This window comes from Enterobacter cloacae complex sp. 402C9, assembly GCF_050030745.1.
GTDB classification, from domain to species: domain Bacteria; phylum Pseudomonadota; class Gammaproteobacteria; order Enterobacterales; family Enterobacteriaceae; genus Enterobacter; species Enterobacter intestinihominis.
Genome location: NZ_JBLGUW010000001.1, coordinates 1,950,693 through 1,964,210, shown reverse-complemented (window position 1 = coordinate 1,964,210; position 13,518 = coordinate 1,950,693). Strand labels below are relative to the sequence as shown.

The window sequence follows — 13,518 nt, the reverse complement described above, 5'->3', positions numbered from 1 at the left end:
CGCCTATACCCCAAAGCTTTCGCCGCAGCCGCATTCGTTCTGGGCTTTCGGGTTATGAAATTTGAATAACTGGTTTAAACCTTCCCGAACGTAGTCGACTTCGGTTCCATCGATAAACGGCATAGCCTGTAGCGCGACGTATAACTTTGCACCGTCGGTTTCAAAGACCAGATCGTCCTTTTTGGGTTCGGTTACGGTATCCAGCACGTAGCCGAATCCTGCGCAGCCCGTCTGCTTAACGCCTAAGCGTACGCCGAGGATGTCGGGATTTTTTGCCACCAGCTCATGAATATGCGCCGCCGCCGCGGGCGTCAGCGTTAAGCCACGCCAGGCAAAATCGGCCGGATTGAAGGTTTCTGAATGCAGTTCCATAGGTCCACCTCATCTGATAAGCCACCAGGGCATAACACCATGTTAGTGATAACGATTATCACTTCAACCCCCTGCGAGCAGGGGCTTTGGGCTAAACCGCCCTTTTTGGCTACTTTCATTAAGCATAGACCCTGTGACGGGATGCGGATGGGTGGGTTAGTTTTGTTCAATGCATTGATAAATAATGCATTTCATAAGAAAGGCGGTAAGGTGGCGGGCAATAATAAAAATTGTATTGAAAATACCTATTTTTGAGATAGCTAAAGTACGCACAGGCATCATATACATTTTTTACGTATGCCTCCCCCTTAAGCCAGGTTCTTTTTAATTCTTTTTTGCCTTACCTGGGCGCGCATAAAGACGTTTGATGGATAAGTTAACCATTATTTATCAGTCTGATAGTGGTTAAATTCCGATCATGATTAATTACATAAACTCGTCCCTTTTCGGCGTAATGTTTCCCTTGTTAACCATTTATTCAGTAAGGGATTAAATTATGTGGAGTGCCCATAAAGCCGCAGTTCATGCTCGCCAGCATGCAGGTCAGTGTAGCCAGAAAAGATGTGCAGAATTTGTTTCAAAATCCATTCGCGCTGGCGGTGCAAATCTACAGAACACACATTATGCTAAGGATATGAAAAGCAATTTAATTCTGGCGATCCTGCTTCTGCCCACTCTCGCATCAGCTGCACAGAAGTTACCCCCTGAGGTATCCGCTGCCCTTCAGTTTAATAAGTGGTACATCTCGCAAATTATTATCGGGAAAGAGCCCCTGAAAAACTATGAAGCGCTGAGGCCATATGTAACCCGCGAAACCATCAGCAAACTCAAAGCCATGGATAAGTTGGATCCAGATGAATATGACGTGCCTGACGTCGATATGTTCATCAAGGCTCAGGGATATGAAGATGACTGGGGCATCGTCAGTGCGCGGGCGCTGGATTACGATGCCGCCTGTATGCAGGTTTATATCTCATTCGGCAAAAAGCGGGATCACACCGTAATTGACTGCATGGTCAAGGAAGATGGCGTGTGGAAAGTTGAATCCGTGGCCAGTATGAATATTTCAGACAACCTGATGATGGAATAAACCGACGATATGACAGGGGTACTGATGCTATGCATCTTCGCGGATACCCCTGTCGTATCGCCAGAAGGCTAAAAACCCGCGCTGGCGGTTTACCGTTGGCCCCCTTAACATCAGTGATGGAACGAAACGGCGAAACCCTGTTCACGCCAGTGGTCGAGCTGCTCCTGTTGACGAGGCGTAGGCGCTTTACCGGTCCAGACGAAAATTTTTTGCCCGGGAAAGAGTTCCGGACGCGGAGAATCAATCGGCTCAGCCAGCACGTCAATATGCCAGCCCTTATAGGCAAGACGGGCAGCTTCCAGCCATAAATGCGTACGGTCGTCGCACTCCCACCCAATCAGCAGCGCATCCTTACCTGCTTTTTTTCGCGACTCACCCAGGCTTGTAACGGCAAACTCAATCAGGACACCGTCGAGCAGGCTCGCCATATGACGCACCGTATTCTGATCCTGATTCATTCGCTGACGCACAGGGGTGATGATGTTATCTATCAGAACATCCATCGCATGGTCGCGGCGGAACTCACTGATTTTGGCGCGCAGTTTTGCCGGATTGGCATAGCGCAGAACGGTTAACATCTCTTCCTGAAACGATGCCCAGTTCCCATGCGTCATCACTTCTGTATTTTCAAGAAGCGCTTTTACTTTACCGACCGAAACACCCGTTTTCATCAGGCGTTTGATCTCTTCGATACGCAGGATATCTTCATCGTCAAACTGACGATGACCCCCTTCACTTCGCTGCGGCTTCAACAATCCATAACGGCGCTGCCAGGCACGCAGCGTAACGGGGTTGATACCGCATCGTTCGGCCACTTCGCCGATACTGTAATAGGCCATTAACTCCCTCACGCACAATACTTCCATACCTAACCAAACCAACCTTATCAGATTGTACAAATCATTTGTATAACTAACTCCTCGTTCTGAGACAAGTGAATGGCTCAAAGAACCACTCACTCGTTAATATATTGTTGTATAAATTTAGCCGTACGTACAGGTCACTTTTAAGAGTTACGTACAGGTTTTTATAAATCGTACTTTTTCTCGGGCCAGGCAATCGCCGGAATGCCCCCCAGACGCGGGCTGGCGAAAAGGTGACCCTGGAACTGAGAAATCCCGGCAGATTCCAGCCACATCCACTCTTCAGCCAGCTCTACGCCTACCGCACAGAAAAGAATTTCCAGGGAGGCGCAGCATTTAATGATTGACTGAATGATTGCCTGACGCGGGCCGCTCTTGTGCACGTTAGCAATCAAATCACGGTTGATCTTGATTCTGTCCGGCTGGAACTGAGCCAGCAGTTGCAGACCGGCGAATCCCGCGCCAAAGTGATCGATGGCCACGCTGATCCCGGCGCTTTTAAGCTGTCTGACCGCGCTGGTGAACTCTTCAAAGCGCGAGATGGCCTCGCTCTCGGTGAACTCGACTACAATTTGCTCCGGCACAAAACCGTTCGCCTCAATTGCCGTCAGTAAAAAATCGACGGCGCCAGGAACATTGACCAGCGTCATCGGCAGCAGATTAATGGACAACGTTTGAGTCTGTAGGCCCAGCGCGCTGGCCATCGACAAAGCCACCTGTTTACTCTTCAGATCCGATTCGTACAGCTCCTCACGCGACAGGTTGGCAAAATAGCTTTCCGGGGACTCACCGGACGGCGTGCGGATCAGGGCTTCCCAGGAAACAACCTGCTGCATAAACGGATCGACGATAGGTTGAAACGCGAAACTACAGTCCGCTCCCTTTGCCACTACCGTCGGCTGGGAGGATAACGGCGTGTTTTCGGTGACAAACTCCCAGGCGTCAGCAGGAGGCAGCTCAAAGTAGTTGGCTTTTTCAGTGGCCTCAACGAAGGTGCGGAAAAATTGCAGGGCGCGATCGTTATAGGTCAGCTGATAGCGGCTTGTGCCTTTATCAAGAACCTGTTGCAGCACTTCGTTGGTGTCGTACTGACGAAGGTCGAAGAGCTCCATACCCACATTGCCAAAACGTCTTGAAGGCCCGTGATCGCTCAACAATTCGACCACGTTGTGATGCCGTGGGTCACGGCAAATGAGCTCATAGATCTCCTTAACGTTATCAGCGGGCCCTTCAAGTAACTGAAAAAAGTGTGTGCCGTTAAACAGCAAAATCCCCGTCACATCGAACTGGCGATTTCTACAATTTGCAGCAGCGACCATGTCTTCCAGCGCTTTCACTGGAACGTCCTCGCAGATATGACTGCGGTAAATGATGGTTGTGAGCATGCTAATCCTGAAGATTGAAGGGGTGACCACGAAAACACGTGGGGAGAACTCTGTTATAGCACATTAATTTCCCAACAAATAATTTACATCTCAACGATTTACACGGCTTCTTTGCGCCTTTCCCAAGCTTGTACAACTCTGCGACGCCGCTTTGGATTGTACAATATATTTTGTGAATCACGCAGTAAAGTGTGCGCACATAACACTATGATAAATAAAGACTTTATAAAATATATTATAAAATATTTAAAAAATTGTACATTTTAAATGTACAGATTTGAAAATTATGTATACCTTAAATGTAACGTTACTGATTACAGAATTTTACAGGAGCGAAACATGCAGCAGAACGGAAACGTCGCAGACTCAGCAACAGCGATTGCGCAGTACTTCGAAAAAGCCGCGCTTCCAACCCAACAGGAAACCCTGGGTCAGGTTGTTGTTGAAATCCTTAGCGATGGGCGGAATCTGAATCGCAAATCGCTCTGCACAAAACTGTTGAGTCGCCTTGAAAGGGCCAATGGTCCGGAAGAGGAACATCATTATCACCTGCTTCTTGGTCTGCTCTTCGAACGCTAATGTTATGAACAGCAGTGATGCGGACCGACTGATCGACCAGCTTATTGGAGAAGCCGCTCTTTCACTTTTGAAGGAGCGCGGTCCCGTGACGACCGAGGGATTGGTTCAGCGTCTGCGTAACATGCAAGCCTGTGAGACGGATCCCCAGCGGCGGGAGACATTAGCGAGGGTGATAGCTGAAATCAGCACAGGCACTGTCGCTTTTAAAGATCGCAGAACCGCACAAGGACGAATACAGAGAGAGGGATCTCTCAAAAATAATCGAGACAATGTAGTGCCGTTATTTGGAAATGGAAAACCGTCCGATCCCAAAAAGATGCATTGACTACAACTTTACAGCAACGGTGAGAACAAATGAGACAAAATATTCAGCTTCAACCCGAATACCACTCCGCCTTTTTAGATAGCGCGTTGTCGGAGTATTTCCGTCACGCAGGCGATCGCTTTGCTGAAGAGTCTGCCATTTTTTCGACTGCGGTTCGTTGTGTTCTCGCTTCTGAAGGTCATCTGACCAACAAAGCGATCATTCTCTGGCTGATCCAGACGCTGGAAACCACCGACGATGTCGTTAAGGCGGATGTGATCCGCAAGACGCTGGAAATTGTTGTCGGTTATACCATGGACGATCTTTAACGCCTCTCCCTTCCCATCCCTACGGATAGCGTGTCATCGTCAATTCTGACGAACAGACTGACGATGACACACCCTCTCTTCCCTGACGCCCTGTTAATCAAGCACGCTGAATGTGGCATGGATCCTGCTTAGTCCGCTAAGGGACTGGGCTTTCCAGTAAACATTGCTTCATTTCTTAACAGGTCTGTTATTGATGAAAAAAATCGCCAGCGTCTGCCCTTACTGCGGTGCAGGCTGCAAACTAAACCTCGTCGTTAAAAATAACCGGATTATCCGTGCCGAAGCCGCTGATGGCGTAACCAATCAGGGCACGCTTTGCCTGAAAGGATTCTACGGCTGGGACTTTCTTAACGACACACGGCTGCTTACCCCCCGTCTTACGCAGCCCATGATCCGCTACAGCAAAGGCGAGTCCTTTACCCCTGTTACCTGGGAAGAGGCCATTCGCTATACTGCTCACAGGCTTAAAAGCATCAAAGATCAGTACGGCCCTCGATCCATTATGACCACGGGGTCCTCGCGGGGAACGGGCAATGAGACCAACTATGTGATGCAAAAATTTGCCCGTGCGGTGCTGAACACTAACAACGTCGACTGCTGCGCCCGCGTCTGTCACGGTCCGTCCGTTGCCGGTTTACAGGAGACCCTCGGCAACGGTGCCATGAGCAATTCCATTAACGATATTGAAAACTCAAAATGCCTGCTGGTGTTCGGCTATAACTGCGCCGACTCTCACCCCATCGTCGCCCGACGCGTGCTTAAAGCACGTGAAAATGGCGCAAAAATCATCGTCTGCGATCCGCGTCATATTGAAACGGCACGCATTGCCGATCTTCATCTTCAGTTGAAAAACGGCAGTAACATGGCGCTGGTCAATGCCTTTGGCTATGTCCTGCTTGAAGAGGAACTGTACGACAAAAACTACGTTGCCCGCTTCACAGAAGGGCTTGAGGCTTACCGACTGACGGTAAAAGATTACGCACCCGAGCAGGTTGAACATCTGACGGGCATTCCCGCGCGGGATGTTCGTCAGGCAATGCGCATGTTCGCGGCGGCGCCTTCAGCAACGGTAATGTGGGGAATGGGCGTTACGCAGTTTGGTCAGGCGGTTGATGTGGTGAAAGGTCTCTCCAGCCTGGCGCTGCTCACCGGCAACCTGGGCCGCTCTGCCGTCGGCGTAGGTCCGGTTCGCGGGCAAAATAACGTTCAGGGTGCCTGCGATATGGGCGTTTTGCCCAATATGTTCCCCGGCTACCAGGATGTCACTGACCCGGCGGTCAGACTGAAATTTGCCGATGCGTGGAAAATCAATGTCAGCCGGATGGACGATCGCGTCGGGACGCGTATCACCGAAGTGCCGCATCTCGCGCTGGAAGGTAAGATCAAAGCCTATTACATCATGGGGGAAGATCCGCTTCAGACAGAAGCCGATCTGGGCCTGGTCCGCCGCGGCTTTGAGTCCCTCGATTTTGTGGTGGTTCAGGACATCTTTATGACCAAAACGGCAGAGGTGGCTGACGTACTGCTCCCTGCCACGTCATGGGGAGAACATGCTGGCGTGTTCACCTGTGCCGATCGCGGCTTCCAGCGTTTTGGCAAGGCCATTGAGGCCAGCGGCAACGTCAAGCGCGACTGGGAGATCATCAGCCTGCTGGCCACGGAGATGGGCTATCCCATGCATTACGAGAATAACCAGCAGATCTGGGACGAAATGCGCGAGCTGTGCCCCCTCTTCTACGGCGTGACCTACGAAAAAATGGGCGAGATGGGCCATGTCCAGTGGCCCTGCCCAACCCTTGATCATCCCGGCACACCCTATCTGTACAGGGATAATCAGTTCGACACACCCACTGGCAAAGGCCAGCTGTTTACTGCCCCCTGGCGCGCTCCGGCCGAGACACCGGATACGGATTACCCGCTGGTACTTTGCACGGTGCGCGAAGTCGGTCACTACTCCTGTCGCTCAATGACCGGGAACTGCGCGGCGCTGCAAAGCCTGGCCGACGAGCCGGGCCGGGTGCAAATGAACCCGGCCGACGCGGATGAGCGTGGGATCGCCGACGGCCAATTGGTCTGGGTACGTTCACGCCGGGGTAAAGTGATCACGCGCGCCAGCATCAGCGAGCGCATCAATGCGGGAGCAATCTATATGACCTACCAGTGGTGGATTGGCGCCTGTAATGAGCTGACGCAGGATAATCTAGACCCGATCTCCAGAACGCCTGAAACGAAATATTGCGCCGTGCAGATGGAGGCGATCGAGGACCAGCGCTGGGCGGAGGATTTTGCGGCTTCTGCGTACCAGACCATGAAGACGCGGTTGATCGCTGCGGTTAACGTTTAAATGCATTGCCGGGTGGTGGCTATCACTGCCCGGCCAGCTATCCGCTGGCGTTTTACGCTATCTGTTCTGCATAATTATTTTCAAGGTAATCGCGAAGCAGGTTCGGACGGCTCTTTTTCTCCATCAGCCTTCTCAACAGTACGATCAGCTCGTAATCGCTTCGCAGATTAAATTTTTGCATCAGCATATATTTATGGGTAAAGACCGTTTTCTGGCTCATCTCCAGCGTCTGAGCGGTCTGCACTACCGACAGCCCTCGGTAAAAATTGACCAGAATACGAATTTGTTGCCGGGATAACCCTTTATGCTGGCAGTCGAAGCAGTTATGTTTAGTCCATGTATAACCCGGTAATTGCGTCCTGAACCACGCGATAAACAGTACGCCACTGATACGATCAAGCGATGCACGGCGAGGGAGAAAAATAATGTCCTGAAAGCAGGAGGGCAACGCCGAAAAGCGCAGTTCATCGTCGACAAACCCTAGCACAATCCCTTTTTGCCGGGCGAGTAACTCGGGAAAACAGGTCAGTGTTTCACCCTGGCATAATGACAGGACAATAATATCGGCCTGACTGACGTTTTCATGGGTCAGCGCCAGGTTAAATGTGATGGCACGATGAAAGTTATGTTTAAAAAAATCCTCGAAAAATTCATGTAGCCCAGCCTGAAAAAATAGATCGGTTTCCTGAATCAGAATATTTAACATAGCTCATACCAACGTCTTTAAAAAAGGCATATCACCGGCGCTCAGTTGTACTGCATCGTCATCACCACAACTGCACTAATGCTTCCCGGCGTGACGCCACCCGTCACGGATTTAACCGAGGCCTGCATAGCCATTGTCGCGGTTCTGTCGGCACCAATAGTTTGAGTCATGCCAGAGCCTGTTCCTTTAAGCGTACCCGTTTGGGCATCGCGCATGGCTATCGCCACGTGCGTGGCCGAACCGCTGTTCATAAAATAGTCCGCGCCCGCCGCGGGATCGGGGCTGCCGGTAAAAGAGACGGTCACACTCTGCGTTCCCGTTGGGCACTGGGTGAACAGCAGACTAAATGGCACCGGATCCGATGTTGAGCCCGGCGTCGCCATATTGGTTGCCTGAATATTGCCCAGATTGACATCGAGGCTGTTACTCCCGCCATTAAATATGCACGGCGACGCAACGATATTTCCCGTCACACCGATGTTGACGCTATCAGCGGTGAAAGCCTTCCCGCTGAGTAAAGCCAGTAACAGCAGTGTCCCGTATATTATTTTCATCTTCGTACCTGCTACTGATAGGTCAAATTAAGGGTGGCGGAGGCATTTGCTGAACCTGACTCCACGCGGTTCAACGTCTGGTAATATCGGGCCGTTAACGGCAATGTCTCTTGCCCGCCGGCAGACTGCCGCAAGAATAGTCGGCTGTTCATCACCAGCGGCGCACCGTTATAGATAAGCTGCACCCCAACCCCTTTTGCGGTGCCGGCATTTCCCTGCCCGGTTAAGGCCATCACGCTGGTATTGGCGCTGTCCGGATTCTGTATTCCACTGAGCGAGACCGTAATATTGGTTCCGGCGGCGCAGGTTAAGCCCAGGTTTTGCGTGTTCTGTGCTCCCGCTGGCGTGGTGCCCACCACGGTGCCGAACGCCGAGGCGGGGATATCCCCGATCGGAAACGTCAGCTGTGACGTATTCACCGTGCACGCCATGGCATTAATGGTTCCGGCGGTGAGCTGCGTGGTCAGGCCGTCACGATAGATGCCGTCGCTCCCCTGAAGCGTCACGACGCCGATCGCCCCCGGGGTTAACGCCCCCGATGAGACCGGGCCAGTCACCACCAGCTCAATCCTCCCGCCATACCAGTCGACATAGGAGGTCTGCGCATTGTACGAGAACGTATTGCTCGGGTTTTCAAAATAGGCGTTAGAGGAAAAGCGTATGCCTATCCCGCTGACGTTAGTGTTGTAAACATGATTGCCGTAGCTGCTCAACGTGGCGCTGTTGTAGCGCATGCTGAATCCCAGCATCAGCGGATTAGCACATCCAGTAAGATAGGAACCGGTGGCTGTCGCCGCGCCGGAAAAGACCACCGTGCCGACAGGCGCATCACGCTGCACGTTAATCGTCCCCACGGACAGGGTTGACAGCTGCGGCGTGATGGTGGTGCACGTACCGGCACGGGCGAGGTTTCCCGCCGCGAGCAAACAGAGAAGCAAAATCACGATAAGCCATTTCATGTTAACGTTCCTGACGGCAGGAGGCGCGCATGTCAGCGATCCCACCGAATGTTGAGTGTGTCGGCAGGCTGAAATCAGCGCGGCATTGCTGGCTGGGCTGACTCCCCCATGTCGCGACTAACGTCCCCTCCTCGCGCATACCGGTTAAATAAACCTGACCGCGATCGCCCACAATAAAACTGCTGCTCTCATCACCGACAAGGGTGACCACCGCCCCAAACGGAACGGCGCGTTCGTTGTCGGTCAAGGTCATCAGCACCCGGCGACCTGACTTCGGCAAATAATCGGCTCTCACCACCGCTCCCCGTGTCGGCGTTACCGTGCGGGTGTTGATCTCCAGTTCGACATCCTCCGGCATATTTTCCGGATCGAGAGTGAGATCGTTTTTTCGGTAGACCGAAAGGTTGCTCACGACCGTATAACCGCGAACATCTGTCCGTACACCGGGCTGATTGCGGATATCCACGCCGTGGGCGCCAGGCGCTTTAATTAAGGCGTTGGTCTCCCCCAGCGGCTGAGAAAGCGTGATGCCATCAGCATGGGCGAGAATGCCGCCTTGTAGCCCGTAATTCAGGCGTTCACTGTTTTTGTCATAACCATACCCCGCCGTGGCTTCGCCATAGGTGCCTCTGTAGTCCGCGTTAACGCTGCCGGTATAGCCCACGCCCTCTGTGCCGTATCCCTGCTGCACGTTCCAGTTCAGGGCTCGGTTTTCGAGAGCCACCCCGTTCAGACCGATGCTGTGTGTCATCCCGTTATTCCTGCTGGCGTTCATGCCATAGTTCGCCCATGTCTGCGGCAAAAATTTATCCAGCGGAATGCTGATGTTGAACGCCAGAAGCTGGTCGTGATCAGCGTTTTTTTGGTTGTCGCGGGTTTCTGACGCTGAGCGGACATTTTTGCTGTAGGTCCATGTCAGGCCATAGCTGATGTTGTGCCAGTAGTTGCTATAGCCGACGCTCCACGAAGCCATCGACTTACCGTCATTCCAGTAATCTTCCTGCGCCGCACTGAGGGTAAGCGCGCCCAGGTTGTCCCCCAGCGTCTGGCTCATTGTCAGCTCGGCACGGTTACGTCGCCTGTCCTGAAGCGCGCTGCTGTCGCCGTACGAATCGAGGACCTCCTGCATCCCGTAATAGCCGCGGGTCGAGTAGCGATACCCGGCAATCGAAAAGTTCGTCCCGGAATTAATAAAATTCTTGCTGTATCGGGCCCGCCACGACTGACCGCTTGTTTTCGCGGCATGCTCCGGCGTTGACCAGCCCTGGGTGAGGTCTGCGGATATCGCCCCGAGAACGCCCATGTTCTTGCCCACCCCCAGAGCCGCCGACTGGTACTTATCTGCCCGCTGGACGCCGCCATAGAGCGTGAGGCCGTAAGGGAGGCCGTAGATTCCGGTCAGTTGCCCGAAGGGGGTTTTCTCCACGCTACGGTTATACGATCGATACTGCCCGGCGGTAAGGGCATATTTCAGGCGCCCCTCCCGTTGCAGGACCGGCAGCGAAGCGTACGGCAGGGTGAAATGTTGCTCACTGCCATCGGCTTCGACGATCGTGACATCAAGATCGCCCGCGCCGCCGGTGGGATACATATCCGCGATCTCAAACGCGCCCGGCGCCACATAGCTTTGGTAGATTTGATAGCCATTCTGACGCACCACGACCTGCGCGTTAGTTCGCGCAATACCGCGCACCACCGGCGCATAGCCTTTCAGGGAATCCGGTAGCATGTCGTCGTCGGACGCCAGCTGGACGCCGCGAAAAGGCATGCTGTCAAAGACATCGGCAGGGGCGGAACTGTCTCCGAGCGTAAGCTGGGCTTGCAGGGGAATAATCGCGCGCTGCATCAAGGTATAGACATTGTCCCACTTATCCTGGCCGGACGCATCGCGGGACCAGGTGGTGTAGTTGCGTAACCGCCAGGGACCGACGTTGATCCCCGGTCGCAGGTTTGCATACTGACTGTCGCTGCGGGTGCCTGCCCCGCTTCTTGCCCGGCTGTTCGCGCCGCTCAGGCTGTAGTTGAGCATGGCCGCGGTAATGCCTTCATCCCACATCTCCGGCGGAACGTAACCCCTCGCTGGCAGATCTATGGCCGCCTGTGGGATGCTGATTGCCAGACGCTGGGCGCCAAACTGGAAGTCCGCGCTGGCCTGTGGAATCGCCTTGAGATCGGCGCATTCTCCTTGCCCGGCGTCGAGCTGCGGGAAAAGCGCCGTTTTCACGCCCCACGCTTTTAACTGCCTGATACTCAGGCACGGCTGCAACGTTTCACTGCCGTTAGCATCCTTCACGGCCATGAAACGAATATCCCGCGTTTCCAGCAGCCGCTCGTCAAGAATAATATCCACGTGGTACGTCCCGGGCGCCTGCGAGCCGGATTCAAAGGCAGATAAATCCGCTTTTCCCATTCCGGGATTATCCAGTTCTACCAGTTCCGTATTAAACGTCTCACTGGCCCACAGTGTGGGAGAGAAACCCGCAAGCGCGAGGGCAATGAATATTGCCAGGCGCGCAGGCTGCACTGTATTAAATGCCGTTGTCATGACGAGCACCCGATTAATGCAAAGTGTTCACAAACTGGCCCGGTGTAATTCGCCAGGATTGCCATAATCGTTAATGACTTTAAACGTCAGCGTATTGCCATTGGTCCCATTCGGTAACGGGAAACGAACTGAGCCTGAAGGCATTACGTACGTGACATCGTCAAGTTTTTTACCCCCGACCGTTATTTCATTGAAATTGATAACGTACGGCGTAGGGTTATTTACCTGCAGAGCATTTCCCGCACGACGCCAGGTTAATTTGTTGGTTTGTTCCTCAGGGGTAGACGCACGAAGGCTCTCTGGCCGATAAATAAGTTTAATCCGCGTTTTGACGGCAATTTGCAGCGAGTTCATCTGCTTTGAGGCTGATGGAATAGCTTTAATGTTCAGCCAGAATAAACTCTCCTGCCCCTGAGGCAGCGAGCCTGTCATGACAATACGCTCAAGGTTTTTTTGCCCGCCATCCAGCCGATACAGCGGAGGCGTAATAATAAAAGGCGCTTTACCGGATTGCCCATCCTGAACATCAATCCACGACTGGATTAAATAAGGAACATCATCAGGATTGGTGATACTTATTGACGCTTCTTTTTTTGCCCCATCGAAAATAATGCGAGTGCCGCCAATAACTACTCCAGCACTGGCGGATGTTAACGTCAGCGATAACAGCGCCATCGCCAGGCCAGTTGTCGTTATAAAACGCATTTCAATACCTCATAAAACAAGGGGCCGGGAAGCCCCCTGCTAATTACTGCCAATGACTTAGTTGTAAACCACTGAGAAGTTCGCGACCGAGTTAGCCGGGCCCGCGGTTACGGACGCTGCGGTGGAGATATACTGCGCGTAGAAGTTCAGTGTATTATCAGCCGTACTGCTGAGCGCGTAGGTATAGCTGTTGCTGCTGTACAGCGGCAGATCGGCTTTATCTGCAGTCATCAGGTTAATCGCTACCCCTGTGGCCGCCCCCGCCACGGACGTATCAATCGCCAGCAGGCTGGCGTTGGTTAAATCCGGCGTACCGTCAAAACGGACTTTTGCATTAGTGACCGTCACAGGACAGTTTTTCAAAATAATATTAAACTGCGTCGCAGCCGTTCTGGCTCCCGCCGTCGGGAATTCCGTTTTATAATAATCGCCCAATACCACCACCTGGTTCTGAGATGCCACATCTACGTCGCAGGCAGAATCCAGAATATTTCCGTTAAAATTAACGGTACCTGCCGCTGCAAATGCATTGGTCATGGTGAGTACAGAACCTGCCGCTAACATTGCCATCATCAATTTTTTATTCATAATTCTCTTTCCTGTATTACTTTATTTATTACCGATATTCAGTTGCAGAAATAAAACCCCTTTCGACGAATCAAAATTTATACAACTCTTTTTCTACGCACAATCGATTTTAGGGTCTAGCTGTAGACTCTCTTTTAACAAAAACAAAACAAATTACTTTGGAAATATCTTAACAATAAAGTCCCCGGTCTACTT

The 13,518-nt window shown here is 52.4% G+C and carries 14 protein-coding genes; 5 read left to right on the top strand and 9 right to left on the bottom strand.

Features of this window, described 5'->3' with window-relative positions; translation table 11 throughout:
• Positions 1 to 3: 3 nt before the first annotated feature.
• Positions 4 to 372 (bottom strand): Fe-S cluster assembly scaffold SufA, encoded by a 369-nt coding sequence (gene sufA / locus ACQG1K_RS09375; RefSeq protein ID WP_022647873.1) that lies wholly within the window; start codon positions 370 to 372, stop codon positions 4 to 6.
• A gap of 496 nt (positions 373 to 868) precedes the next feature.
• Here sufA and ACQG1K_RS09370 point away from each other — a divergent pair, with 496 nt between their 5' ends.
• Positions 869 to 1,462, top strand: a complete 594-nt coding sequence (locus ACQG1K_RS09370) for a DUF3828 domain-containing protein (RefSeq protein ID WP_367075246.1) — start codon at positions 869 to 871, stop codon at positions 1,460 to 1,462.
• A 110-nt stretch (positions 1,463 to 1,572) separates the two neighbouring features.
• On the opposite strand, the gene ACQG1K_RS09365 is transcribed toward ACQG1K_RS09370, so the two are convergent.
• Both ACQG1K_RS09365 and ACQG1K_RS09360 read right to left on the bottom strand, forming a co-directional pair.
• Positions 1,573 to 2,301 (bottom strand): MerR family transcriptional regulator, encoded by a 729-nt coding sequence (locus tag ACQG1K_RS09365; RefSeq protein WP_320680237.1) that lies wholly within the window; start codon positions 2,299 to 2,301, stop codon positions 1,573 to 1,575.
• Between the two features lie 188 nt (positions 2,302 to 2,489).
• Positions 2,490 to 3,710, bottom strand: coding sequence for a diguanylate phosphodiesterase (locus ACQG1K_RS09360; RefSeq protein ID WP_367075248.1), 1,221 nt, complete (start codon positions 3,708 to 3,710; stop codon positions 2,490 to 2,492).
• 339 nt (positions 3,711 to 4,049) lie between these two features.
• Here ACQG1K_RS09360 and ycgZ point away from each other — a divergent pair, with 339 nt between their 5' ends.
• From ycgZ to fdhF, 4 genes are all read left to right on the top strand, one after another.
• Positions 4,050 to 4,289, top strand: coding sequence for a regulatory protein YcgZ (gene ycgZ, locus ACQG1K_RS09355; RefSeq protein ID WP_058677990.1), 240 nt, complete (start codon positions 4,050 to 4,052; stop codon positions 4,287 to 4,289).
• 4 nt (positions 4,290 to 4,293) lie between these two features.
• Positions 4,294 to 4,614: a hypothetical protein gene (locus tag ACQG1K_RS09350; RefSeq protein ID WP_058677989.1), complete on the top strand. Its 321-nt coding sequence runs from the start codon at positions 4,294 to 4,296 to the stop codon at positions 4,612 to 4,614.
• Positions 4,615 to 4,643: 29 nt separating this feature from the next.
• The gene (locus tag ACQG1K_RS09345) at positions 4,644 to 4,922 is read left to right on the top strand and encodes a biofilm/acid-resistance regulator YmgB/AriR (RefSeq protein WP_022647868.1); all 279 of its coding nucleotides are present in this window, start codon (positions 4,644 to 4,646) and stop codon (positions 4,920 to 4,922) included.
• Positions 4,923 to 5,115: 193 nt separating this feature from the next.
• On the top strand, positions 5,116 to 7,266 hold the full coding sequence (gene fdhF / locus ACQG1K_RS09340; RefSeq protein ID WP_367075251.1) for a formate dehydrogenase subunit alpha: 2,151 nt from the start codon (positions 5,116 to 5,118) through the stop codon (positions 7,264 to 7,266).
• 52 nt (positions 7,267 to 7,318) lie between these two features.
• On the opposite strand, the gene ACQG1K_RS09335 is transcribed toward fdhF, so the two are convergent.
• The 6 genes from ACQG1K_RS09335 to ACQG1K_RS09310 are packed head-to-tail and all read right to left on the bottom strand — an operon-like array spanning position 7,319 to position 13,323.
• Positions 7,319 to 7,972 (bottom strand): helix-turn-helix transcriptional regulator, encoded by a 654-nt coding sequence (locus ACQG1K_RS09335; RefSeq protein ID WP_032624380.1) that lies wholly within the window; start codon positions 7,970 to 7,972, stop codon positions 7,319 to 7,321.
• Between the two features lie 41 nt (positions 7,973 to 8,013).
• A complete protein-coding gene (locus ACQG1K_RS09330) occupies positions 8,014 to 8,526 on the bottom strand; it encodes a fimbrial protein (protein WP_022647865.1) in 513 nt (170 codons plus the stop codon).
• A gap of 11 nt (positions 8,527 to 8,537) precedes the next feature.
• Positions 8,538 to 9,485: a fimbrial protein gene (locus ACQG1K_RS09325; RefSeq protein WP_058677986.1), complete on the bottom strand. Its 948-nt coding sequence runs from the start codon at positions 9,483 to 9,485 to the stop codon at positions 8,538 to 8,540.
• 1 nt (position 9,486) lies between these two features.
• Positions 9,487 to 12,030 (bottom strand): fimbria/pilus outer membrane usher protein, encoded by a 2,544-nt coding sequence (locus ACQG1K_RS09320; protein ID WP_367075253.1) that lies wholly within the window; start codon positions 12,028 to 12,030, stop codon positions 9,487 to 9,489.
• A 27-nt stretch (positions 12,031 to 12,057) separates the two neighbouring features.
• Complete coding sequence (locus tag ACQG1K_RS09315) at positions 12,058 to 12,735, bottom strand: fimbrial biogenesis chaperone (RefSeq protein WP_058677984.1); 678 nt, start codon at positions 12,733 to 12,735, stop codon at positions 12,058 to 12,060.
• Between the two features lie 57 nt (positions 12,736 to 12,792).
• The gene (locus tag ACQG1K_RS09310) at positions 12,793 to 13,323 is read right to left on the bottom strand and encodes a fimbrial protein (RefSeq protein WP_367075255.1); all 531 of its coding nucleotides are present in this window, start codon (positions 13,321 to 13,323) and stop codon (positions 12,793 to 12,795) included.
• Positions 13,324 to 13,518 lie beyond the last annotated feature (195 nt).

Excerpts from the sequence above, each read along its gene's own strand:
- sufA (WP_022647873.1), bottom strand. The coding sequence starts at position 372 with ATGGAACTGCATTCAGAAACCTTCAATCCGGCCGATTTTGCCTGGCGT.
- ACQG1K_RS09370 (WP_367075246.1), top strand. The coding sequence starts at position 869 with ATGTGGAGTGCCCATAAAGCCGCAGTTCATGCTCGCCAGCATGCAGGT.
- ACQG1K_RS09365 (WP_320680237.1), bottom strand. The coding sequence starts at position 2,301 with ATGGCCTATTACAGTATCGGCGAAGTGGCCGAACGATGCGGTATCAAC.
- ACQG1K_RS09360 (WP_367075248.1), bottom strand. The coding sequence starts at position 3,710 with ATGCTCACAACCATCATTTACCGCAGTCATATCTGCGAGGACGTTCCA.
- ycgZ (WP_058677990.1), top strand. The coding sequence starts at position 4,050 with ATGCAGCAGAACGGAAACGTCGCAGACTCAGCAACAGCGATTGCGCAG.
- ACQG1K_RS09350 (WP_058677989.1), top strand. The coding sequence starts at position 4,294 with ATGAACAGCAGTGATGCGGACCGACTGATCGACCAGCTTATTGGAGAA.
- ACQG1K_RS09345 (WP_022647868.1), top strand. The coding sequence starts at position 4,644 with ATGAGACAAAATATTCAGCTTCAACCCGAATACCACTCCGCCTTTTTA.
- fdhF (WP_367075251.1), top strand. The coding sequence starts at position 5,116 with ATGAAAAAAATCGCCAGCGTCTGCCCTTACTGCGGTGCAGGCTGCAAA.
- ACQG1K_RS09335 (WP_032624380.1), bottom strand. The coding sequence starts at position 7,972 with ATGTTAAATATTCTGATTCAGGAAACCGATCTATTTTTTCAGGCTGGG.
- ACQG1K_RS09330 (WP_022647865.1), bottom strand. The coding sequence starts at position 8,526 with ATGAAAATAATATACGGGACACTGCTGTTACTGGCTTTACTCAGCGGG.
- ACQG1K_RS09325 (WP_058677986.1), bottom strand. The coding sequence starts at position 9,485 with ATGAAATGGCTTATCGTGATTTTGCTTCTCTGTTTGCTCGCGGCGGGA.
- ACQG1K_RS09320 (WP_367075253.1), bottom strand. The coding sequence starts at position 12,030 with ATGACAACGGCATTTAATACAGTGCAGCCTGCGCGCCTGGCAATATTC.
- ACQG1K_RS09315 (WP_058677984.1), bottom strand. The coding sequence starts at position 12,735 with ATGCGTTTTATAACGACAACTGGCCTGGCGATGGCGCTGTTATCGCTG.
- ACQG1K_RS09310 (WP_367075255.1), bottom strand. The coding sequence starts at position 13,323 with ATGAATAAAAAATTGATGATGGCAATGTTAGCGGCAGGTTCTGTACTC.